Raw genomic sequence first — 23,706 nt, forward strand, 5'->3', positions numbered from 1 at the left:
ATATTGGTTTTTCATTTGAGAACCTTGGCCGATTTTGTGAGAGATTGAAGCTTATAGGCAGCTAACCCTCTTTTCTATACCAAAGTGTGTCGGTTATTATGGCAATCTAAGTTCTATTTCAAATAGTCTTATGACTTCAATTTTTATTACATAAAAACGAAGCGTTGATATATCTATACCCAAGCTAGTTGAAGATACAGGATTTAGCTGGAATTAAAAGCCTTGTAGGCAAGGCTTATTTTCAGTAACGCAGTATAAAAGACTTCTAAACCAGTCCGTTGGGACTCTGAAAACATGCATCTTCAAGTAGATTGGGGATATAATAAATTAAATCTTACTGAGACGTACATGATAATCACGAATAATATGCTGCATGATTTCTTGTACTGAAGCATTTTTTGTGGCTTTATCTATGTGTATTTTCACAGTGACTAAAGTATGGAAATCCTCTTTAAATCGATCACTTTGCAACGAAAAATACGCACCTTCTTGTTCAGACTCTCGCACCGTAAAGCCTTCATATTCAAAAACACGTGTACCTGAATGATTGTGCCACTTTGTGATCCTATCCAAGGAAATTTCACAAGAGTGATTGATTTCAATATGGTTTAACCAGCTAGTTGGATGTGAGGGATCTTTTATATGAGGGCATCGAACTGTATAGTTGTAAACATGAGAGATGGCTGTCATAAATTACCTACCTATTCGCTTGACTTGACTCATAATAAACATGATTTTTTTTATTGGTCAATCTTTTATTATGACTCTCACGTAGTTTGTGATTGATGTCATTATTCATTCACTTTTGCGATAAAAAAAAACCAGCAAGGCAAACACAATGAAGCCTTTGCCGTGCATTTATCCCCCATTAAGCCGTTGTGTTAGCAACCTGCTTAAGCATTTCAGCCATTTTTTGTTGTATGAGATGTACCGCCTTTAATGGCCTGAGCATGACTTTAAACTCAACGATTTGGCCGGCGTCATTCCATTTAATCATATCGACACCGTTAATATTAAGGCCATCAATTTCAACCTCAAACTCCAATATCGCATCATTTCCATCGACCACTTCTCTGACATAACGGAAAGGGGCATTAAAAAAAATATGAAAGGCCGCACTCAAATAATGTTGTGTGACCACTTTGCCCACTTGTGGTGTGTGCAATACTGGTGAGTAAAAAACAACCTCTTCACTCAACAGATCTGACAGACCGCGAGGATCTCTTTTTTTAACCAATTGATGCCAGACTTCTAGGGTATTAATAGACATTCATTGCTTCCTTGTATCGAATCTATGCTTTAAGTCAATACTCATTAACTTAAGCACGTTATGGGCTATCTCCTAACTGGCTAAAAAAACTGAATTCAGCTAGCTTAGGTGTATAAGAACATACGTCATTGGATCTTATTGAGCAATGGCTAGCTTTATTTCTAAGCTTAAAGCCCCACCCCGTTAAAGCGCTTCCAAGGCTTGATTCAATTTACCGACGCCGATAATTTCCATTCCTGAAGGGATTTTCTTAGGCACATTAGCCAACGGTACTATCGCCCTTTTAAAACCATGTTTAGCCGCTTCCATTATTCTTTCTTGGCCATTAGGCACAGGCCTTATTTCCCCCGATAAGCCCACTTCCCCAAAGACCACTAGATCTCGGGCCAACACATCGCCTCTAAAGCTTGAAACCATGGCTAACAACAATGTTAAATCAGCACTCGTATCAGTCACCTTAACGCCACCCACAACGTTAACAAACACATCTTGATCGGCCATCATTAATCCCCCATGGCGATGCATTACTGCTAACAACATGGCTAATCGATTAGCATCCATACCCACTGCAACCCGTCTAGGGTTTGGCATAGCGGAACTATCGACCAAGACTTGTAACTCCACGAGCAATGGTCGTGTACCTTCCCAAACAACCATCACCACGGAGCCTGATGCATCTTCATCAGCACGCGATAAAAAAATCGCCGATGGATTGGCCACCTCCTTTAAGCCTCTCTCCGTCATGGCAAACACACCTAGCTCGTTAATGGCCCCGAAACGATTTTTATGAGACCGTAAAGTCCGATAGCGACTGTCGCTGTCGCCTTCAAACATCACCGAACAATCAATACAATGTTCCAACACTTTAGGACCGGCTAGGCTGCCATCTTTTGTGACATGGCCTACCATGATAACCGCGATACCATTTTGTTTTGCAAAACGCGTTAAGTATGATGCCGACTCCCTTACCTGAGAGACACTACCAGGGGAAGACTGGACCTCACTGATATGCATCACTTGAATCGAATCAACAACAATAACTTTAGGCTTCTCTTGCATGGCAATTTGGCAGATTTGTTCGACACTGGTCTCTGACAACATTTTTAAATTCGCCATCGGTAATCCCAGTCGGTTCGCCCGCATAGCCACCTGCTGTAATGATTCTTCTCCCGTCACATAAAGAGCAGGCATAGACTCAGCTAACTGACATAAAGTTTGCAGTAATAACGTACTTTTACCCGCTCCAGGATGCCCACCTATCAAAATAGCTGAACCCGGTACAATTCCCCCTCCCAATACCCTATCTAATTCTTTAAAAGAACTCGCAATACGGGGCAGCGCATCCAGATCGATTTGATTTAAGGTTTTGACTTCATTAGAGCCTTGTCCTGCATAACCACTAAAAGAGCTGGCTTTTCCTGCTATAGGGGGACCTAAGCGCACCTCAGTGATGGTATTCCATTCTTGACATGCACTGCACTGTCCCTGCCACCGTGGAAAATCTTGACCACACTCATTACATACATATGCTGTTTTATTCTTTGCCATAAGTTATTTTATATCAATTTATTACATCCAAGCTCGAAAAAGATGACACAAAAAGAGTTTTGAATATATAGGTTAAAAAATATCATTATTTTTCAGCTTACACTGAACAAAATGACAGACTGTCTCTACTAACACGTTATGGAGGATAATAAACGAAATGGCGCTTGTTTTCGATTTAATACGCCAATGAATCTTAGGTAAGGAAAGATCCCCACCAAGATCATCACCGATGATATTGGTGGAACTGGATGACAAAAAACTTTATCAAATTATTCGGATACATAAAAACAGTCTCACTTTTCATCTAATGACACTATCAAATGAAACCGATCACAAAAAGAAACAACTCAAAGCGCAATTATGGCGTATTATAGGAGTGGGTGAAATAATTGATATCACAGAAGAAGTCATATTAAGCTACCCTGAATTGCAGGACGATAAATGAAGACGCCTTTATCAATAACGCCTTTTTATCGGGTCAATATCACACTCAGCCGTATATTTTCAAAAGAGGTTCCCTGACGGGCTCAAACATGGAACAAATTTTACCGATTATCATCGCCGGTGGCGTTGGCTCACGTTTATGGCCATTATCACGTCAGCTTTATCCTAAACAATGTTTATCGTTATTAGGTGATTCTAGCTTATTACAAACCACCCTTGAACGCTTAAGTGATCTCCCCCACCAAGCCGCTATTGTCATTTGTAATGAAAACCATCGTTTCTTAATTGCTGAGCAATTACGAGAAAAAAACATCCCAAACAATGGCATTATTCTTGAGCCAACAAGCCGAAACACGGCCCCCGCAATCGCCCTCGGCGCCTTACATGCCTTACAGCTAGCAACTCTTCATCCCGATAAAAACACAGTAAAAGATCCTCTATTACTGGTGCTTCCTGCCGATCACCATATTCAAGATCCTAAGGCATTTTGTTTATCCATACAAAAAGCGAGCCCATTGGCTCATGAGGGCAATATTGTCACTTTTGGGATCTTACCCACGAGGGCAGAAACGGGTTACGGCTATATCAAAGCAGGAGCCGCCTTAAAAAAAGGATTGGGGTTCAACGTTGATGGCTTTACCGAAAAACCCGAATTGAGCACCGCAGAGGCTTATTTAAACAGCAAACGCTATTATTGGAATAGCGGCATATTTCTTGTCAAAGCCAGCGTCTACCTTGAAGAATTAAAGCATCATCAAGCCGATATGTTAACCGCTTGTCAACAAGCCATGAACAATGCCCAAACTGATTTAGACTTTATTCGAGTCAAGCCCAGCGCATTTGAGGCTTGCCCTAATAATTCTATTGATTATGCCATCATGGAAAAAACGACAAAGGCAGTGGTAATGCCAATCCATAATACTTGGAGTGATATCGGCAATTGGTCGACTTTATGGGAAATAGCCGATAAAGATACAGCTGGAAACAGTCTTCATGGCGATGTCATCAATCTCAATAGCCATGATACCTTCGTCCATGCGGAGAATAAACTGGTGACCATCATTGGATTAAACGACTTGGTGGTCGTCGAAACCAAGGATGCCGTATTAATTTCCAAAAAAGATCATGTCCAACAAGTTAAAGATATTGTGCAACAGCTTGAAGATAATAATCGCCCTGAATATCGCCAACATCGAGAAGTCTTTCGCCCTTGGGGCAAGTACGATTTACTCGATCACGGTGCGCATTTTCAAGTCAAACGTCTCAGTGTAAAACCCGGCGGCAAGCTCTCCACCCAAATGCATCATCATAGAGCTGAACATTGGGTAGTGGTATCGGGTACGGCGAAAATCACCAATGGTAATCAACAATTATTACTCACTGAAAACCAGTCAACTTATATTCCTATTGGAACCATTCATTCTCTTGAGAACCCAGGAAAAATTCCGCTTGAAATGATTGAAGTGCAATCCGGTACCTATCTTGAAGAAGACGATATTATTCGTTTCAGTGATGAATATGGTCGAAAATAAGGTCAATTCATTGAGCCACAAGCCAATTCTCATCTCAAATGAGCTCACTTGCTTTAAATCCTATGATATTAGAGGCAAGCTCGATACAGAAGTAACCCCTGATATTGCATACCGTATTGGCAGAGCATTTGCCGAAATCATCAATCCTAAAACGGTAGTGCTCGGTGGGGATGCACGTCTTAGTTCAGAGCCTCTTAAACAAGCGTTAGCAAAAGGCTTAATGGATGTCGGTGTCAATGTGCTTGATTTAGGCATGACTGGCACGGAAGAAATCTATTTTGCGACTTTTCATCTTAGACTCGATGCGGGTATTCAAGTGACTGCCAGTCATAACCCCATCGATTATAACGGCATGAAATTAGTCGGCAAAGAGGCCAAGCCTATCGGCCCCAACAATGGACTTTTAAAAATCAGAGCCTTAGCTGAAAGTCAGGCCTTTTTGCCCAAAGCGACTCTTATCGGCACCTATAAACGTCTCAATTTAATGACGGACTACGTGATCCATTTAATGTCATATATCCACCCACAAAATATCAAGCCGATTAAAATAGTGGTGAATGCAGGCAATGGCCCCGCAGGGCAAGTTATCGACGCACTTGAAAGCCAATTTAAGTCCTTAAACGTCCCCATCGCATTCATCAAAATTCATCATCAAATCGATGGTCACTTCCCTAACGGCATTCCCAATCCATTGCTGCCAGAAAATAGACAAGCGACCCATCAGGCTGTACTTGAATATGGTGCCGATTTGGGTATTGCTTGGGATGGAGACTTCGACCGCTGCTTTTTCTTTGATGAGCACGGGCAATTTATAGAAAGTTATTACATTGTTGGTTTGTTAGCTGAGGCTTTTTTACAAAAAGATCCCACCGCAAAAATCATTCATGATCCCCGTTTAATTTGGAATACACTCGATATTAGTCAGAAATTCAAAGGCACTGCCCTACAATGTAAAACAGGGCATGTTTTTATTAAACAGAGAATGCGCCAAGAAGAAGCCACCTATGGCGGCGAAATGAGTGCGCATCACTACTTTCGTGATTTTGCCTATTGTGACAGCGGTATGATCCCTTGGTTGCTGATCTCTGAGCTACTGAGTATTAGACAAATCCCGCTCTCCAAAATAATCGCCAGCGCGATTCAAGCTTTTCCCACATCCGGTGAAATCAATATCGCCATCAATAATCCCACTGAAGCAATTAACAGAGTAAAAACCCATTACCAAGCTCAAGCGAGCAAAATAGATACTTGCGATGGGATCAGCCTTGAGTTTACTGGCGATCAAAAAGAATGGCGCTTTAACTTACGCCACTCGAATACCGAACCTTTAGTCAGACTCAATGTTGAATCGAAGGGAGATCCACAACTGCTTAAACAAAAAACCAATGAAGTAATGGCATTACTCATTAAATACAAGTCAGACTAATTTTGATTTCACGTCATGATTTTCATTAAGATCTAATAATAACTGCTCGATAAAAGCTGTAATCTCTGCATTTGGAACAGTATTGATATCCTCAGCCACTTCAGAAACCAACACTTTTGTCGTGTTAACGAGAGGGTCACACATAGCCCTCCATAACTGATCTTCCCTTAAAATCAAGGTCGGTTTTTTAAAAGCACTGCTTAAATGACCTATTGCAGTATCTGTTGTAACAACAAAATCCATCTGTTGTAGCACCTTAGCTCCTTCACCGATATGAGAAGACTGAATAAAAGTGACCTTACTTTCTATACCCCCTCCTTCAAGTAAGTCTCTTTGTTTCGGTAAATCGAAGACAAAAACATTACATTTTAATCGAGTTAAGGTATTCACAACCCAAATGGACTTATCATGAGATAAAGTATTTCCCGGCTGAGTTCCAGCTGGATTAAAGAGTACAGAACATGCAGATTTATCACCTTTATATTTAACATTACAATCTGGAAGATAAGGATAAAAATCAATATTTTCACTATCATTTAAACAAAAATAGCTAATAGAACTGAACATTCTTAATGCAAAATGAGGAATAACATCTTTACTTTTTCCAACCAGTCCATCAAAAAGACTATCATACACTTCTTTTGTAACGAGTTTATTGTTCTTACCAGCAGAATAATAAGGTAGACTCAATAATCGATGAGTATTGAATTGTTGTAATCGAAATAATGTCCTAAAATTACATTTTTCAGCAATAAATATCACTTCAGAAAAAGGACGATCATATAATTCCTGTCTCTTTTTTTGATCATATCGATTACGAAATAGTTTAGCATTGATATTCCAACACCAAATACGATCGACAAAAGGATACTTTTCTAACACTTGCACATTACGTTGATGACATAGCACTTCAATGTCATAATCTGGATAACTTTGCTTCATCGCAGAAAAAATAGGTAATGTCAGTAACATATCCCCTATAGCATCATAAGTAACAAATAATATCCGTTTCTTATTTAATCCAGGACATGATTTTTCCTGCCTACGTGAAAATTGATATTTCAATAATAAATTAGATATTCCAAACATAATCTCAACACAGCCTCAACATAGACTTACATTTCTCTAGATTGATATACACTAGCCTAAAAACGATCAACATTTAAACAAAAGACCTTTAAATTATCCATGCAAAAGGTATAGAGCATCATAATAATGCAATGTTCAAAGTAAGATAAAATTAAATAACTAGAATAAAAAATTAAAACCTGTATGAAACATTCAAGACACAATAAACCACGCTAATCATAAAAAATGAGAAACATAATGAGAGACACTGTATATAATCAATACCAAATATAACAGTTTTACCTCGATATTCTCTTATAATAATAACGACTATATGATAGCCTTCTCTTAGTAACTAAATCGCCATTGTAAATTTTTATCACTTTTTCAAAGAGAAGAATCATTAAATTATGAACACGAAGGAAATAATATCCAGTTTCTTTACTAGAAAAAGAAACAATGCTAATAATATTAATGAATTAATTTCCCCTTCCACAGTCGTCATCAATTATAACCTCCCTATCGGTGATTACCTGTCTCTCTCTCCTATAATCGATGCTATTGAACAGAAATGGAACACTGTCAGTATTTATGTTATATGTTCTAAAGCCACATTTGAGCTAGTCAGCTGTGATCCGCGTGTTAGACCTCTTTGCTTTCCTAACAAAAAAAACACATGGAAATATCCGAATCAATGTAAAAAGGTATTGTCCGACATAGGGCCCATCGACTTACTCATTGAACCTTGCAAATTGAACCGAAGTTTCCGATCTCTTATTGGTTATTGTTTAAAGCCACGTTTAACAATTGGCTTATATTGGGATCGTTATCATTCCATTGCTAATCCAATAAATTTAAACCCTCAGCTACGACTTACACAAATGCCTAAACCACATATGTACAGTGAAATGATGCAGGGTTATGGTTTTAAAATAATAGACGATAATTACAGGGTTTATGAAAAAGATGAATCAAAACAAAAAATAAAATTATATCTAAGACAACATAACGTACAATCATACCTAATAATAAATCCATTCGCCTCTACAACAAAAAGAACACTCCCCTTCATACAAGTCCAAAAAATAGTCAAGTCAACCCATCAACTCTATGCGCATATTATCTTGTTAATACCGCCTTATGTAGACAACATACAAGAGTGGAAAAATATCGATAACACAATATTATGCCCCCCGATTAACAGCATTATGGACTCCGTATCATATATAAGAAATTGTTCGATGGTTCTTTCCGTCGATACATCCATTGTACATATCGCTAGCGCATTTAATAAACCTATTGTTGGACTTTATAGAGAGCAAGATCTTACCACATCCTGTTGGTTACCCACTTCGACACAACAAATAGTATTATCTCTTCATTCCTCACCAGAGCAAATATCAAACAAAATAAAAATATTACGAGATCATAATAAAATAAAGATATCATCTTAAAAATATTAATATCTGTCATCCAAGATAATGTATAAGACGACTTCAAACTAAAGGTTGATTTGATCGGGGCCTGACTCAAAGTCCTTTTATTGAGTCTATTATCCGAATTCAATAATACTTACACGCTCATTTTTGTGCAATTATTCGTGAGCGTCCGGCGAACTACGCCTTGCTTAGTTTAACGTGCCAGGATAAGAGACTATTGAGGCCGCGGCTAGAAATAGAGACCACGCTGACCCGAGCTCTCACATTAGCCTTTGAAGCGATATTAATGCTTATCATTATTCTCTGTGGCCGAGGCACTCATACTTTAATAAATTACAGCAACACACACTCAATCAACTAACACAATTAAACACAACAAATAACAAACAAAGTTAAACAATAAAGCCCTAAAAACCACATACAACCTATACATTAAAGAGTAAAAATAACTATAGATATGCATATAAACGTAAAAATCCATAAATATTAATAAAATTTAATTTTTACGTTGAATGAGAGATAAAAAAAATTATACTAAAGTCTACCGTCAGGACTTTTCTATCCCTCTATAATAAAGGCATCATCAAATTGGAACCAAACTTAAAAGACTCTTCGATATATAGCGGGGGTGATATCAAAATGAGTCAACATCAAGGTGAGCAACTTATTTTTATACTGAGTCAACCACGCACAGGTTCCACATTACTCACTCGATTACTCGAAGGTCATTCAGAAGTCGATGCTTTAGGCGAAACACGCCTATTACAAACCGCACTCATGACCGTCTCAAAACGCTGGAATGAAAAAGATAGCCCAGAACTCAAATATTCTAGAAACGATGTAAAAGTCTTTCTCGACTCTTTTCCAAAGGGTAAAGAAAATTACTTTAATGGCATGAGACTCATGTTTAATCATATCTATGATTCAAGACTGACTCATAGTCATAAATCATACTTTCTAGACAAAACACCTCGATACGCTTATTTTATTCCGGAACTGTATAAAACATTCCCTAAAGCTAAGTATATTTTTCTGTTTAGAAACCCCTTAGCTGTACTATCATCAATTAGCCGACATTGGACTCAATATAAATCGCCTTTCCCCAATGATGACTTAGAAATTGTGCCGTCATTATTACTAGAAGGACGCGATCTCATTGGTAAAAATGCAATATCAGTCAACTATGAAGATCTTGTCAGCTCGCCAGAAAAGACCCTAAATAAAATAAGCCAATATTTAACGCTAAATTTTGAAAATACCATGCTCAGTTATAATCAAGCGACTCAGTGGAAAACCGGTGACAAGTTCATTTATGATCATAATAGTCCCTCAGCCAGCATGACCCAAGAGTGGGAAAAATACCTAACCCACCCTAAAATCTGGAACTACTCTAAAAAGTACCTAAACCTGCTCGGTCACGACACCTTGAACCAGATGGGATACCAGTATAGTGAAATATTACAGGTATTAAATAAAAGTCGCCCCAGTCATTTAAAGCAATTTTTGAGTCACCTTAAAAAAGGTCGATAAATGAACTCTCTATAGGTGATTAAACTCGCAATACCAGTCGCTAACACTGGGGAAAAAATCTTTGCTTATATCTTTATGTGTCAACATCCCTGTATGATCATAATCATGCTTGAAACCTTCTTTCTTTGATAATAATGTATATTTTGGCTGCAGAAATTTGCACTCTTTAATCATATTTTTAACATCTAGAGGATGGCCTAAGACTTTATCGCCTTGCCCCGCAATAAACCACGTTTTAGGCCATATTGTTTTATCTGCCGCTTTGCCATAATCAAAGCCATCATCATTATCAACCCAATCACCTAATACCCATTGAATACTCTGTCGAAGAGAACTTCGGCTTTCATTATCCATTCCAAATCGATACTTATCAGCAGGAAAATAACCTTTATTCCAAGCCAATAATGGTGCGATCTGACTCCATCCCAGCTTGATGATTAACCATTTTTTTATTGAATTAACATGAACCCTGCGCTTACTACCAAAAGTCACAAATGAAGCAACATTACGTTGAAAATACCCATAACGAACCAATGCGCTAGCCATTAATACCCCGCCCCAAGAATGTGCGCACCAATGAACTTGGCTTACCTTAGGATGCAGTCCCAGAATATATTGTTGTATTAAAGGCAATTGCTCCTTGATGACTTCACCTTGCCCTAAATGTGATCCACGGCTTAATTTAGGCGCGCTTTGCCCGCGACCTTCGATATCCATAACATAAACCACAAAACCCTTGCTTGCTAAATAACATGCAAGACCTTTATCCGACTCACTATAAAACACTCTTCCATTAGAAATAGCACCGTGCAACATGAGTATTGGAGGCTTATTTTTATCAGGCTGAGGCGGCATGATCTGTCTTAAATGTAAATGACCAGTATGATAAGGAATAAACAAAGATTTCTGCTGAATTTTCACAATATAAAGACGACAACTAAAAAAATGTAATCACTAAGTTACTGAGTAATTTAAACAAAAACAAGAGTAATAACTCTAATTTAAATAAATAAAAACGACCAAACAACGAAGTTGTTTTACCTCAAAGAAATTCAACAAGATACAGTCTTAATTTAAACAGAGTTTTTTCATCTATCTTAATCTTATTTAATTTGTATCATATTGTTTTTCTAACAATCAATAAGATCGACGGTTCCAGCAATACTGAAACAATCCTTCTCATTATTTAGATACTCACTAAACGAATATGAGTAAAAAAGGCAGGGCTCTTAAATCGATGTTACGGATTGCAATATCCGCTGCCGCAGCCAGCTTAGGTTTCGCATGAAAAGCAACGCCAAAGTCAGCAGCTTGGATCATAGGAATGTCATTTGCGCCATCGCCAATAGCCAATCGTTGACCTTTTGCTATTCCCCATTGATCAGCGCAGTTCATCAATGTATCGGCTTTGAATTGTGCGTCCACAACTTGTCCCTTCACCTCACCAGTGAGGTGTCCATTATCAATAACGAGTTCATTGGCAAAAGCGGCATCAAGACTCAGCTCATCTTTTAAATAATGAACAAATGCTGTAAAGCCTCCTGACGCTAATACCAGATACCAGCCATAAGATTGTAATTCCTGTGTCATCTCAACTAAGCCGGGCATCAAAGGCAAAGCCTGACATAACTCATCAATAATGCCCGCATTGGCCCCTTTCAACTGTGCCACTCTTGCCCGCAAGCTTTCTTCAAAATCGAGCTCTCCTTGCATGGCTCGCTCTGTCACATCGCTCACCGCCTTTCCTACGCCCGCCATCTTCGCCAATTCATCGATACATTCGATTTGAATCGCCGTTGAGTCCATATCCATGACTAAAATACCCGTTTTATTAAGAACAGGTAATGACTCGGGTAAATCAAATAATTCAATCGTATTGCTTTGTGACAGTTGATACACAGCATCATCTGAGACAGGTTGCTTTAGCGCAACTTCAATACCGTTATTAGCTGATTTTCGATGAATAACAGCAATACTAAAATCCTGTCCCAAAGCCATCAACCATTGCATCAATAATACTTCATCAGCCCGCTGTAGATAGACCAATCGATACCTGTATGCACCTTTGGGGAAATCAGCTTCGAGATAGCGCGTCACCCTTAGGTCATTGAAAACACATTTCGGACTCGTTTCATCTCGTAACCAAGAAAATATCGATGCTTCAGTCAAACTTTTCATTACTTTATTTCTCTCCAACTATCGAGGCTTTGCAAAATCATTTATGATGAAATCTGCATACAATAAATTAAGGTGCGGCGTGTTTTTCCTTAAAGGTCTGAAAAAGAGCCACCGAATTAGTCGACTTATCCAAATTATCATCGCAGTGCTCTTGATGATAGGTCTGTTTCAACTATGGGAAACAAGCCTACTACAAGGACAGCAGCTTCTAAAGTCTCAAACTAAAAATATGGCACGTTTATTCATACAACAAACGGCCTACGCTGCTGCCCCAGCATTAAAACTCAAGGATCAGCAACAACTCAGCTGGCTAGCCAATGGTCTTATTCAAGATCCCAAAGTCATGTCTGCCAGTATTTTTAATCATGAAGGGGTCCGTCTCGCTTTTGCGCAAAAAGTCACCGATAAACCATTCGAACCCAACTCCGAGACGTTAACGCGTTTACTTAACACCTACCCACCCTTTGTCGAGCCCGTATTACAAGACGGTGAAAATCTTGGCTATATTGAACTTAGATTAACCCCAAATTCATTTCTCAATGATATTAAAGCAGCCCATGAACTCAATATGCAACAGCAACAGATCATGTTACTTATTGCCGGGATCATCGGCATGCTTTTATCGCGATCATTATCCTATAAACGCGTATATGTCGATAGACGAAAAGCCAGAATAAAGTTAATCAAGCGCTTAAGAAAACAAACGAATGCCAATAAAGGAGAAAAAGGAGAAAAAGGAGAAAAAGGATCAGATAGTAATGAACACATTACGCAAGACAAAAGCTAAAAACCTCCGACCTACATTAGCACGAGACAAACGAAGGTTAAACGGCTGAAAGCAAGCCGTTTAACCTTTAACAAACGATTTAGATTACAGTGTAATCGCCGCTTCTAATGTCATCTCAATCATGTCATTGAACGTGGTTTGACGCTCATCAGAAGACGTTTTCTCTCCCGTACGGATATGATCAGATACTGTCACAACACATAAAGCTCTAGCACCAAACTCTTTCGCCACGCCATAAAGGCCTGCCGCTTCCATTTCAACACCAAGAATATCCATTTTTTCCATCACATCAAACATTTCAGGATCTGGGGTATAGAACAAATCAGCAGTGAACACATTACCAATACGGGTAGTAATATTTTTCTCTTTCGCAGAATCAACAACCGCTGAAAGTAAGCTGTAGTCACAAATTGCGGCAAAATCTTGACCTTTGAAGCGTAAACGATTCACTTGAGAATCAGTACAAGCACCCATGGCAATGATCACATCACGTACTTTCACATCGGTGCTAATGGCACCACAGGTACCGATACGGATCAAGTTTTTAACGCCATAATCTTTAATCAACTCTGTTGCGTAAATTGAACATGATGGGATCCCCATGCCTGAACCCATAACAGAAATACGCTTTCCTTTATAAGTACCAGTAAAACCAAGCATATTACGGACATCAGTCACTTGCTCAACATTGTCTAAAAATGTTTCTGCAATGTATTTTGCACGTAATGGATCGCCAGGAAACAATACTGTTTCGCTAAAAGCACCATCTACAGCATTGATATGTGGTGTAGCCATGGATATAACCTCTAAATAGTTAAAAATATGAGTCTTTGGATTAAATGATGATCTTCACAAGATCATCCGTTTATCTTTTCTGTATTAACTTACCGTCTTTTTGATAAAAGATTCACCATAATCCATTGGCGATAAATCAAAATAGCTGGCGATGGACTGCCCCATGTCAGCAAAACTAGTGCGTAAGCCTAATGAACCCGCCTCTAAACCGGCACCATAAGCCAATACAGGTACGCGCTCACGCGTATGATCGCTACCCGGCCACGTCGGATCACAACCGTGATCCGCGGTTAATAAGAGTAAATCATTATCATCGAGTAAGGCCAATAATTCGGGCAAACGGGCGTCGAAATATTCTAAGGCGCGAGCATAACCCGCCACGTCGCGTCTATGTCCATAATGAGAATCAAAGTCAACGAAATTAGTGAACACAATACTCTGATCGCCCGCTTGTTTAATTTCCGTTAACGTGGCATCAAACAAGGCTTCGAGACCCGTCGATTTCACTTTTTTAGTGATGCCACAATAAGCATAAATATCAGCAATTTTGCCAACACTTACCACTTCTCCACCCGAATCTTTCAGTTTATCGAGTACCGTTTTAGCAGGCGGTTCAACAGAATAATCACGACGGTTACCCGTTCTAGCAAAGTCATCTGGACCGGTTCCAACAAACGGACGGGCAATCACTCGACCAATATTATAATCGGCTAATGCTTCTCGTACAATTTGACAAAGGGTGTAAAGATTCTCAAGCCCAAAAGTCTCTTCATGGCAGGCAATCTGAAAAACGGAATCGGCAGACGTATAGAAAATAGGCTTTCCAGTCCGCATATGCTCTTCACCCAACTGTTCTAAAATGGTTGTACCTGACGCATGACAATTACCCAGAAAATCAGATAATCCCGCTTTTTTAAGCACATCGTCAGTCAACGCTTTTGGAAAAGAATCGGTTAAATCACTAAAATAACCCCAATCATAGAGTACGGGAACACCCGCCATTTCCCAATGTCCACTGGGCGTATCTTTACCTGAGCTTAATTCATCGGCATAACCATAACTGCCTATCACATCGATATCGGCACTGTTTTCCAGCCCAGCAGGAAAATGGCCTACGCTTTCTTTAGAAGCGTGGGCTAAACCCAAACGTATCAGGTTAGGTAATTTTAGAGGGCCTTCACGGCCCTCATTCGCTCGACCTTCAGCGCATTCTTTTGCAATATGCCCAAAAGTATCAGCGCCAACATCGCCAAAACTAGCAGCATCACTGGCGGCACCAATACCAAAAGAATCCAGCATTAAAATAAATGTACGTTTCATAATCTTACTCCGTTATACATCCGACTGACGAATATAACGATAAATTTCAGGGGCCACATCAGGCCGTTGTTCACTCACATCAATACTCTGCTGTATTGTCATCTGTACTTGCGAAAACGCCTCTTCTGACTGGGCATGCACAAAAGCTAATGGTTCATCAACAGCAATATGTTCTCCAATCGAACGTACTTTTGATAATCCCACGCTATAATCTAAAACGTCTCCGGGCTGATGACGGCCGCCGCCGAGATTAACCACAGATAGACCCAATTGCCTCGTATCCATCTGAGAGATAAATCCAGATTTTGTGGCATACACAGGGCGAATTATTTGTGATTGAGGCAGATAGCGATCATATCGCTCAACAAAGTCGCTAGGGCCACCTAATCCAGACACCATACGGCCAAAAATCTCTGCAGCCATGCCATTATCTAGAACGGCGTTGAGTTTAACACGAGCTTGAGCCTCATTGCAGGCTAATCCGCTTAACAGCAGCATTTCTGCGCATAATCCCATTGTCACTTTATAAAGACGAGGATGGCGATAAGCACCCGTTAAAAAATCCACGCCTTCTTTGACTTCTAGCGCGTTGCCCGCACAAGATGCAAGCACTTGATCCATGTTGGTTAGCAGCGCACTGGTTTGGGTACCACTGCCATTAGCGACATGAGTAATACTGCGAGCTAAGCTTTCAGAATCGGCATAAGTGGGCATAAAAGCACCATTACCCACTTTGACATCCATCACTAAAGCGTCGAGTCCTGCTGCCAGTTTCTTCGATAAAATCGACGCGGTGATCAGTGAGATCGATTCAACCGTCGCGGTATTATCACGAATAGAATAAAAACGCTTATCCGCTGGTACCAAATCGTCAGTTTGGCCAATAATCGCCACCCCAACATCTTTAACTATACGACGGAATAATGCGCTATCCGGCTCAGTTTGATAACCGGGGATCGCATCAAACTTATCGAGTGTTCCTCCCGAGTGCCCTAAACCTCGACCTGAGATCATAGGCACATAGCCCCCACATGCCGCAACCATAGGGCCTAAAACCAGGCTGACCAAATCACCGACGCCACCGGTACTGTGCTTATCAACCACGGGACCATCGAGGTGTAAACTGCTCCAATTCAACACACGGCCTGAATCACGCATCGCTCGAGTCAATGCAATACGCTCATCCATATTCATATCATTAAAATAGACTGCCATGCCTAAAGCAGCGATTTGTCCTTCAGAAATGGTATTGTCACTGATCCCCTTCACAAAAAAAGAAATTTCCTCTTGTGATAGGATTTGCATGTTGCGTTTTTTTCGAATAATTTCTTGTGCTAACAGCATTATCTACCTCGTCTTCGTCATGAGTAACAAGAACTATCTCATTATCTACGCATTAATAGCCTTGGGTCGACTGAGAAGATTGAGAGGCTTGAGCAAGATCTGTCAGCTCTAATGTTGCTAATAAATGAGTCAATAAACTTGAAGCGCCAAAACGGAATGTTTCAGGCGTCGCCCAATCTCTTCCTAATAATCGCTCAGCAAGTTCTAAAAATTCGGCAGCGGCAGCAGCATCACGTACACCACCTGCGGGTTTAAAACCCACTTGTGGATTTTTTTCACTGATCACCGTTATCATCACTTCAGCGGCTTCAAGTGTGGCATTCACCGCCACTTTTCCTGTTGAGGTTTTAATAAAGTCAGCACCGGCATCGATAGACAACTCAGACGCTTTGCGAATAAGTCCCTTATCTTCAAGCACACCTGATTCAATAATGACTTTTAATTTGACATCATCGCCACACGCTTCTTTGCAGGCTTTAACCAGTTCAAAACCTGCCGTTTCATTACCTGCCATTAGTGAGCGATAAGGAAAAACCACATCCACTTCATCAGCGCCATAAGCGACTGCGGCGCGGGTTTCTAATATCGCAATCGCAATATCATCATTACCATGCGGAAAATTGGTCACCGTAGCAATACGGATATCTTCGCCACCGAGTTCATTGAGTGTTTTACGGGCAATGGGAATAAAACGAGGGTAAATACAAATAGCGGCAGTGTGTCCAGCTGGCGTTAATGCTTTATGGCACAAATCAATAATCACTTGATCGGTGTCATTATCATTCAAGGACGTTAAATCCATAAGGTGAATAGCAGTTTGGGCCGCTTTTTTTAAATCGCTCATAATCGTGCTCCGAAATAAATTAAAATGAGTAAATTGGCTCACATGAAAAATCACATGATTAAAATCAGTCATCTGATCGCAACAGAAACACAGGCGTCATTATCATTATTTTTAATGCCGAATTCTGCTGCTATCGAAAATTATTAGAGTGTACATTATGCATAAGCAAGGCGTAGCAAACAGGGTTTACTACGGATACAACCTTGATCGTTCAATTATCAATAAACGACTTGGTTCCTTGAAGATCGAAAGCAAAGATCTCAGATGAAATCTTGAGGGCCGAAAAATTCCATTTAACGTAAAACATCAATTTTTAATCAATAGGATTTTCAACAATATCCGCTATCATCAAATGGCAACGAAAAGAAAAACCTATTGATTAAAGACTACTCCTCTCCTCGACTAAAGAGAACAAATTCACTATCGCAGTGATAGTCACTCAAAAAATGACGACTCATTAAGCGCCCTCAACGACAACTCTACTTTACCCTGTTTATTGCCATTAAAAATGTGACGCTGGCAACAACATTTAAAGCCGTGCTAAACACGGCTTTTACAGTACATAAAACTCAGCTTAGAACTTGTAAGTCGCGCTGAAGTAATGTGACCAACCCGTTGTTGAAAGATCAACAATTCCGCCATTATCTTCAAGTAAGTAAACGTCTTTGAAACCCTTTAAGCCATAACCCAATGCATAACGATCGCTGTGCCAATATAGGCCGAAGAAAACATTACCCCCGCTTGACGTCATAGGGACAAACTCATTGCCTAAGTCAGAATCAGCACCAAACTGCCAATCTAAGTAACCTTGAAACGCTAAGAAGCTACCGTTATCGAAATTCACGAAAGGTTTGAACCAGTTCGCCGAGAACTGATAACCATTCCATTGCTTACGGTTAATATCATAATGTGCATACAGGTTCATGCCGGTTTTACCCAACCATGGCACCATCACATCTGCGCCAATCCCCCAAAATGATGCATTAACACCTGGATCAGCAACTAATTCACCTTGATCATTATATTTACCGCCAGTCAATCCATCCCAGTTAAAAAGCGTTGCAAAATACAATTCTTGCACTGGACCGAAAGATAAATCATAACCTGTCATTGCATCGATAGACAAACGCGGGGCAAACTTCATGAACAATTTACTTGTGCCTGTACCTGAATTTTTATCACCGTTGTCACTAGTTTCGTTACCTAGGTTGAAAATATCCACATAACCATATAAATCAACAATCCCTGAACGGCCGCCAAATTCCATTTCAAGATAATTATGGTGATTTTTACCATCAGCAGCGGAAGAAGCAGGCCTTTCACCGACCGAATACATGGCGTTAAATTGTAGCCATTTGTAATCGTTTTTATGAATATCATCGCCGTAATCGGTTGCGAAACTTGGCGAAGATACAGCCGCGGCTGCAGTTGCCGCTAGGACAAGTGTTTTAATATTTTTCATCATCAACCCCATTTTTATGGTTTACCGCTCTTTTCTATGAAGAGTCAGTATTTTTATAATTATTATGACTTTTGATTCAATTTCTATCGAATTGATAAAAGTAGACCGCTCATTTTTATAACGTCAGCTCTTATTTTATTGCGTTGTATTTTACTTAAATAAATCATGATCACAACATTATTTACAGAAAAAAACACTTTTTTTGTCAAATCAAGCTCTTTTAGTATCAACATGTTAAATAAGCACATGCTAAAACCTTTGCCTTTTTATGACCTAAAAAAACACTCAGTAATATAATATTGTTAACAGTTAAAATGGAAAACGATTGAATGAATATTGACTCTGCGTACCGATAAAGATCAAACACAGAATCAATATTAATACCCTTCCCTTATTCTAGAATCCAATATGGATTAGAGTGCTAGGAAGAGACCTGCTAATGTCGCACTCATTAGGTTAGAAAGAGAGCCCGCGATAACCGCACGGATCCCTAATCTTGCTAAGTCATGACGACGATTTGGTGCCATAGCCCCTAAACCACCCAAAATAATTGCCACAGAAGATAAGTTAGCGAAACCACAAAGTGCAAATGAGATAATCGCTTGCGTTCGGGCGGTCATCGGCAAGCCTGTTTCAGCCACCAGCATACCGCCATCAGCAACATCTTTTAGATAAGGTACGAAATTTAAGTACGCCACAAACTCATTAACAACGATCTTTTGACCGATAAATGAACCAGCAACCAACGCTTCGTTCCAAGGCACACCAATCAAGAAAGCCAATGGCATGAACACATAACCTAAGATCAACTCAAGGGTTAAACCTTCCATACCGAACCAGCCGCCAACGCCACCAATGATGCCGTTAAGCATGGCGATCAGACCCACAAAGGCCAGTAACATTGCGCCCACGTTTAAGGCTAAATGCATACCCGAAGAGGCTCCTGCCGCCGCTGCATCAATCACATTTGCAGGCTTATCTGGATCTTCTGGTAACTCATCCATATCATTTTTAGGTGTTTCGGTTTCTGGATGCATCAGTTTAGCCATTAATAGACCACCCGGTGCCGCCATGAAAGACGCCGCCACTAAATATTCAATCGGTACCCCCATTTGCGCGTAACCCGCTAAAACGGAACCCGCAATAGAAGCCAAACCACCCACCATAATGGCAAATAGCTCAGAGTTAGTCATGGTTGCAATGAAAGGACGTACAACTAAAGGCGCTTCAGTTTGACCGACGAAAATATTCGCCGTTGCAGACATAGATTCAGTACGACTGGTACCCAGCGCTTTTTGTAACCCACCACCAATGATACGAATAACCCATTGCATGATGCCGAGATAATAAAGAACAGCGATAAGAGAAGAGAAGAAAATAATAACAGGTAATACGTTTACAGCAAAAATGAAACCTAATTTAAAGTGAGCTAAATCACCAAATAAGAATCCAATACCGTCAGACGCATAGCCTATTACATTCGATACTTTATCAGACACAGCTTTCAGTATGTCTTTACCCATTGGTACATATAAAACAAAGCCGCCAAGTGCCGCTTGAATTGCTAACGCACCAAAGACAGTGCGCTTGTTGATTGCTTTTTTGTTATTCGATAACAAAAATCCAATCAAAAGTAAGGTGAACACCCCTACTAAGCTCATAAGTATATTCATTAACCATCACCCTATTGTTAACATTTTTTTAATTATGTTGTTAATCAACCTTTTTCCAGCAGCGATTATACCCGAGCAAAAAATGAAAAACTCTGTTTAGAACGATTTTTTGACGTTTTATTTCATTAACATTCTCATCAAACAAAAAATATCTTATCATTATATATCAATAACTCACTGTAGATTATAAAGTTCAATGGAATTGGCTAACATCTGTTTTGAAACCAGAACACCTGATTTTTTATGCATTTTTGCCATTTTATCGATAATTAAATGTAAAATACGCGCAATATTTGTACTTTCAAGCGGTTTTTTTGACGGTTCTTGACTGAGATCGGTCTCAATCACAAAGGCATTCAACGGAAGTTCATTAACGGTTTTTTGCAGCTTTTTTGCATTAGCATTCAATAAAAGTGGACCTATGCCAATTTTAAAGCCTAATGCGTAATAGGCCTTCGCCAACTCTGGCGCGCCAGAAAAACCATGAATAACACCCGCCTTTTTAGGCTTAAAAGACCTCAGATTAGACAACACCTCACCATGGGATTTAACAACATGTAACATTAAGGGTAAAGCATAGTGATCCGCTAAGCTTATTTGTCCATGAAAAGCCTCTAGCTGCTTTTGCCAAGGTGTTTGACAGAGTTTGTCTAGTCCACACTCCCCCAAAGCCACTAACTTGTTATTATTTTTATTTTTTTCAAGTATTCGGCTTAACGCATCGAGATCTTTACCGATATGATCACTCAAATACCAAGGATGAAATCCCAACGCAAAAAGACAGTCATACTCAGTGGCTATTTGAATTTGTTTTTGCCAATTCACTGGTGAAACCCCAGGTAGTACAGCTGTATTCACGCCTCCGGCCCTCATTTGCTTAAATAAGTAAGCTCTATGATCATCAAAATCATCAAAATCCAGATGAACATGGGTATCTATTATCGAATATTGTGCTGACATTCATCACTCCACTTATCTGTACTATTTTTTAAACTTTTAATCATCATATCTCACAGAAACAAAAACAGAGCAATAAAGCTCTGTTTTAATTATGTTTTCAGCAAAAAAATTTAATTTTCTCGGGTTTTCGCAAACTGAATGTCAGGATAACGCTCCATAGACAGATTCAAGTTCACCATAGTCGGCGCAATATAAGCTAAATTATCTCCGCCATCTAAGGCTAAATTGATACTGCATTTACGTCTAAACTCTTCGAGTTTACGCTCATCCTGACAATACACCCAACGGGCGGTCGCAACATTGATCGCTTCATAAATCGCTTCGACTTTATATTCCGATTTTAAACGCCCAACGACTACTTCAAACTGCAGTACGCCCACAGCGCCGACAATCAAATCATTGGTATCGAGTGGGCGAAAGACCTGTACTGCGCCTTCTTCTGCTAATTGCACTAACCCTTTGAGTAACTGTTTTTGCTTTAATGGATCTTTCAGGCGAATGCGGCGAAACATTTCAGGCGCAAAGTTAGGGATCCCTGTAAAACGTAATTTTTCATTTTGAGTAAAAGTATCGCCAATCCGGATAGTGCCATGGTTATGTAAACCAATAATATCACCAGGATAAGCCACCTCTGCACGATTACGATCGCCCGCCATAAAGGTCAATGCATCACTCACATTGACATATTTACCTAGACGGACATGGTGCATTTTCATCCCTTGCTCATACTTACCTGAGCAAACACGCATAAAAGCAACTCTATCTCTATGCTTGGGATCCATGTTGGCTTGAATTTTAAAAACAAAACCACTGAATTTTTCTTCATAGGGCTCAACCGTACGCATTTCAGTTGCACGCGCTTGGGGCGTTGGCGCCCACTGTGTGATACCGTCAAGAATATGATCCACACCAAAATTACCTAACGCAGTACCGAAGAAAACCGGCGTTAACTCGCCTTTTAAGAAAGCGGCTAAATTAAACTCATGGGAAGCACCCGCAACTAACTCCATTTCTTCACGTAATTCATCGGCATAGCTGCCTAATGCTTTATCCAATTCGGGGTTATCTAAACCTTTAATAATGATTGAATCTTGAATGGTATGACCCATACCATTCTGATATAAAATCACTTCATCGCGTAATAAATGATAAACCCCTTTAAACTCTTTACCTGAGCTGATCGGCCAAGTGATCGGTGCACAGGCAATATTTAATACCGACTCAACTTCATCCATTAAATCGATAGGATCACGAATATCTCGATCGAGTTTATTCATGAAGGTGACAATAGGTGTATCACGTAATCGAGTGACTTCCATTAATTTAATGGTTCGCTGCTCAACCCCTTTCGCCGAATCGATAACCATCAAACAGGAATCCACTGCCGTTAATGTACGATAGGTATCTTCAGAGAAATCTTCATGACCAGGGGTATCCAATAAGTTGATTAATGCATCATTATAGGGGAACTGCATCACAGAAGTGGTAATGGAGATCCCACGATCTTTTTCCATTTCCATCCAATCAGATTTAGCATGCTGACCCGATTTCTTTCCTTTTACGGTACCCGCTTTTTGTAATGCGTTCCCGAATAAAAGGACTTTCTCTGTAATGGTAGTTTTACCCGCATCTGGGTGAGAGATAATAGCAAATGTACGACGCTTATCGACCTCAACATTATTGGCTGACATGTTAACCTTGAAATTCATGGAGTTCACAAAGGCCGCAATTATAGCCGCTCCATAATCGAAAGACTACCAAAGGAGAGAGATATCTCACTTAAAATCGATTGCGACAAGGCGTCCTTACTGAGAAGGGATGAGCAATCAAGAAAACTCATTGATTCATTTATTAGTAACGCTCTAGAATCAAAGAGGATTAATAGACTTTACTTGTTATTCTACCGCAAATAAAATCAATGACATCTTCGACCCACAAGCAAAAACGGCTTAAGCGAGTTGCTCAGCTTATTAACTTAACCTTTCAGCCATTTTTGTCCACGCTAAACGCGTATAACAACATCCAATAAAACCATCAATATTCGCTGCTAATAACGACCTCGACATTATTGGCTGGCATGTTAACT

The 23,706-nt window shown here is 39.8% G+C and carries 20 protein-coding genes; 6 read left to right on the forward strand and 14 right to left on the reverse strand.

Translation table 11 applies throughout. The features are described 5' to 3' along the window. Positions 1–327 precede the first annotated feature (327 nt). The 3 genes from L2764_RS09380 to radA all read right to left on the reverse strand — a co-directional run bounded on the left by L2764_RS09380 (position 328) and on the right by radA (position 2,818). A complete protein-coding gene (locus L2764_RS09380) occupies positions 328–690 on the reverse strand; it encodes a cytoplasmic protein (protein WP_248939964.1) in 363 nt (120 codons plus the stop codon). A 178-nt stretch (positions 691–868) separates the two neighbouring features. Then, positions 869–1,270: a nuclear transport factor 2 family protein gene (locus L2764_RS09385; RefSeq protein WP_248939965.1), complete on the reverse strand. Its 402-nt coding sequence runs from the start codon at positions 1,268–1,270 to the stop codon at positions 869–871. Between the two features lie 183 nt (positions 1,271–1,453). After that, positions 1,454–2,818, reverse strand: coding sequence for a DNA repair protein RadA (radA, locus tag L2764_RS09390; protein ID WP_248939966.1), 1,365 nt, complete (start codon positions 2,816–2,818; stop codon positions 1,454–1,456). Between the two features lie 229 nt (positions 2,819–3,047). On the opposite strand from radA, the gene L2764_RS09395 reads away from it, so the two are divergent. The 3 genes from L2764_RS09395 (at position 3,048) to L2764_RS09405 (ending at position 6,220) form a co-directional block, all read left to right on the forward strand. Beyond that, positions 3,048–3,263, forward strand: coding sequence for a hypothetical protein (locus tag L2764_RS09395; protein ID WP_248939967.1), 216 nt, complete (start codon positions 3,048–3,050; stop codon positions 3,261–3,263). A gap of 88 nt (positions 3,264–3,351) precedes the next feature. Continuing rightward, on the forward strand, positions 3,352–4,794 hold the full coding sequence (locus L2764_RS09400) for a mannose-1-phosphate guanylyltransferase/mannose-6-phosphate isomerase (RefSeq protein WP_248939968.1): 1,443 nt from the start codon (positions 3,352–3,354) through the stop codon (positions 4,792–4,794). A 10-nt stretch (positions 4,795–4,804) separates the two neighbouring features. Beyond that, the gene (locus L2764_RS09405) at positions 4,805–6,220 is read left to right on the forward strand and encodes a phosphohexomutase domain-containing protein (RefSeq protein WP_376708396.1); all 1,416 of its coding nucleotides are present in this window, start codon (positions 4,805–4,807) and stop codon (positions 6,218–6,220) included. Here the strand turns inward: L2764_RS09405 and L2764_RS09410 are convergent. Further along, on the reverse strand, positions 6,212–7,309 hold the full coding sequence (locus tag L2764_RS09410) for a glycosyltransferase family 9 protein (RefSeq protein ID WP_248939969.1): 1,098 nt from the start codon (positions 7,307–7,309) through the stop codon (positions 6,212–6,214). The two genes, L2764_RS09405 and L2764_RS09410, sit on opposite strands and share 9 nt — an antisense overlap. Before the next feature lie 890 nt (positions 7,310–8,199). Between L2764_RS09410 and L2764_RS28195 the strand changes: the two genes are divergently transcribed. Further along, positions 8,200–8,742 carry a glycosyltransferase family 9 protein gene (locus tag L2764_RS28195; RefSeq protein WP_376708397.1) on the forward strand — a complete coding sequence of 181 codons (543 nt, stop codon included), beginning with the start codon at positions 8,200–8,202 and terminating at the stop codon, positions 8,740–8,742. A gap of 624 nt (positions 8,743–9,366) precedes the next feature. Next, positions 9,367–10,257, forward strand: coding sequence for a sulfotransferase family protein (locus tag L2764_RS09415; RefSeq protein ID WP_248939970.1), 891 nt, complete (start codon positions 9,367–9,369; stop codon positions 10,255–10,257). A gap of 9 nt (positions 10,258–10,266) precedes the next feature. On the opposite strand, the gene L2764_RS09420 is transcribed toward L2764_RS09415, so the two are convergent. Together L2764_RS09420 and serB are read right to left on the reverse strand one after the other, a co-directional pair. Continuing rightward, positions 10,267–11,178 (reverse strand): alpha/beta fold hydrolase, encoded by a 912-nt coding sequence (locus L2764_RS09420; RefSeq protein ID WP_248939971.1) that lies wholly within the window; start codon positions 11,176–11,178, stop codon positions 10,267–10,269. Between the two features lie 276 nt (positions 11,179–11,454). Continuing rightward, positions 11,455–12,435, reverse strand: a complete 981-nt coding sequence (serB, locus tag L2764_RS09425) for a phosphoserine phosphatase SerB (RefSeq protein WP_248939972.1) — start codon at positions 12,433–12,435, stop codon at positions 11,455–11,457. Positions 12,436–12,514: 79 nt separating this feature from the next. On the opposite strand from serB, the gene L2764_RS09430 reads away from it, so the two are divergent. Further along, entirely contained in the window at positions 12,515–13,222 is a 708-nt protein-coding gene (locus L2764_RS09430; RefSeq protein ID WP_248939973.1) for an AhpA/YtjB family protein, read from the forward strand. 84 nt (positions 13,223–13,306) lie between these two features. Here the strand turns inward: L2764_RS09430 and deoD are convergent, their stop codons facing one another. The 8 genes from deoD to prfC all read right to left on the reverse strand — a co-directional run bounded on the left by deoD (position 13,307) and on the right by prfC (position 23,311). After that, positions 13,307–14,017: a purine-nucleoside phosphorylase gene (gene deoD, locus L2764_RS09435; protein WP_248939974.1), complete on the reverse strand. Its 711-nt coding sequence runs from the start codon at positions 14,015–14,017 to the stop codon at positions 13,307–13,309. 84 nt (positions 14,018–14,101) lie between these two features. Further along, positions 14,102–15,337 carry a phosphopentomutase gene (locus L2764_RS09440; protein WP_248939975.1) on the reverse strand — a complete coding sequence of 412 codons (1,236 nt, stop codon included), beginning with the start codon at positions 15,335–15,337 and terminating at the stop codon, positions 14,102–14,104. Between the two features lie 12 nt (positions 15,338–15,349). Continuing rightward, positions 15,350–16,681 (reverse strand): thymidine phosphorylase, encoded by a 1,332-nt coding sequence (gene deoA, locus L2764_RS09445; protein ID WP_248939976.1) that lies wholly within the window; start codon positions 16,679–16,681, stop codon positions 15,350–15,352. Positions 16,682–16,733: 52 nt separating this feature from the next. After that, positions 16,734–17,525, reverse strand: coding sequence for a deoxyribose-phosphate aldolase (gene deoC / locus L2764_RS09450; RefSeq protein ID WP_248939977.1), 792 nt, complete (start codon positions 17,523–17,525; stop codon positions 16,734–16,736). Between the two features lie 574 nt (positions 17,526–18,099). Then, a complete protein-coding gene (locus tag L2764_RS09455; protein WP_248940003.1) occupies positions 18,100–18,987 on the reverse strand; it encodes a nucleoside-specific channel-forming Tsx family protein in 888 nt (295 codons plus the stop codon). 413 nt (positions 18,988–19,400) lie between these two features. Next, positions 19,401–20,660 (reverse strand): NupC/NupG family nucleoside CNT transporter, encoded by a 1,260-nt coding sequence (locus tag L2764_RS09460; RefSeq protein WP_248939978.1) that lies wholly within the window; start codon positions 20,658–20,660, stop codon positions 19,401–19,403. Between the two features lie 174 nt (positions 20,661–20,834). Further along, a complete protein-coding gene (locus L2764_RS09465; protein ID WP_248939979.1) occupies positions 20,835–21,620 on the reverse strand; it encodes a TatD family hydrolase in 786 nt (261 codons plus the stop codon). 110 nt (positions 21,621–21,730) lie between these two features. After that, a complete protein-coding gene (prfC, locus tag L2764_RS09470) occupies positions 21,731–23,311 on the reverse strand; it encodes a peptide chain release factor 3 (protein WP_248939980.1) in 1,581 nt (526 codons plus the stop codon). Between the last annotated feature and the right edge of the window lie 395 nt (positions 23,312–23,706).

This window comes from Shewanella surugensis (assembly GCF_023284005.1).
Classification (GTDB): domain Bacteria; phylum Pseudomonadota; class Gammaproteobacteria; order Enterobacterales; family Shewanellaceae; genus Shewanella; species Shewanella surugensis.